At 62.4% G+C, this 734-nt stretch carries 2 pseudogenes; both read right to left on the bottom strand.

Going from position 1 to position 734, the window contains the following annotated elements:
• Nucleotides 1-257 (bottom strand): annotated as a pseudogene (locus WS69_RS30030) (IS66 family transposase); the annotation flags it as partial.
• A gap of 57 nt (nt 258-314) precedes the next feature.
• A pseudogene (gene tnpA / locus WS69_RS35620) lies at nt 315-626 on the bottom strand (IS66-like element accessory protein TnpA); the annotation flags it as partial.
• Nucleotides 627-734: the final 108 nt, after the last annotated feature.

Here is a 734-nt window from a genome sequence, read left to right on the forward strand (position 1 = left end):
ATCTCGGCACGGCCCTCTTCGCAGTACAGCGCGAGGGCATCCCACTGGTTAAGCGAGTAACGGATCGCTTTGGCCAAATCGGATTTCTTCGACAGCGTCGCGAGTTTGTCCGTCATCCACGTCTTGATGGTTGCCAGCAGCGGCACACTTTTCTCCTGCCGCACGCGCAGCCGTTCAGCGGCGGGTTTGCCGCGGATGTGGGCCTCGATGCCGTAGAGTTCGCCGATCAGCTCGAGCACCTCCCGGGTCGCCTCGGTATCGGCGTCAACGGCACCGTCGACCTTGATCACCACTGCGCCGATCCGGATCTCGATCGTCCCCGCTCGCGCAGTCGGGTTGCCGACATCCCCTGCATCCGGTGGCATCGCCACGCGCGGCGCGTGTGTCTCATGCACCACCGCCACTGGAATCAGCGACATCGTTTCGGCCTGCAATTGCTCGCGATAGCGGCGCCGCCAGGTGAACAGCATGTTTGCATTGATGCCATTCTCGCGCGCCAGCTTTGCGACCGAGGCACCCGGCTCGCATGCCGCAGCGGCGAGTCGGCGTCGAAACTCGCGATCATAATTCGGGCGTCCCTTGCGGCTACCCGGCTTGGCTTCCGGCTCTGTCACAGTGATGTCCATCAAATCGAAAATGATGGGCACCACTTTGATGGTAAGCGATCGATTGACCACGCCCTTGCGCTGTGACGCGAATTAGGCCGTCGTGTCGACGTTGCGCTGGGCCAGCTG

This window comes from Burkholderia sp. BDU5, from assembly GCF_001522845.1.
Classification (GTDB): Bacteria; Pseudomonadota; Gammaproteobacteria; order Burkholderiales; family Burkholderiaceae; genus Burkholderia; species Burkholderia mayonis.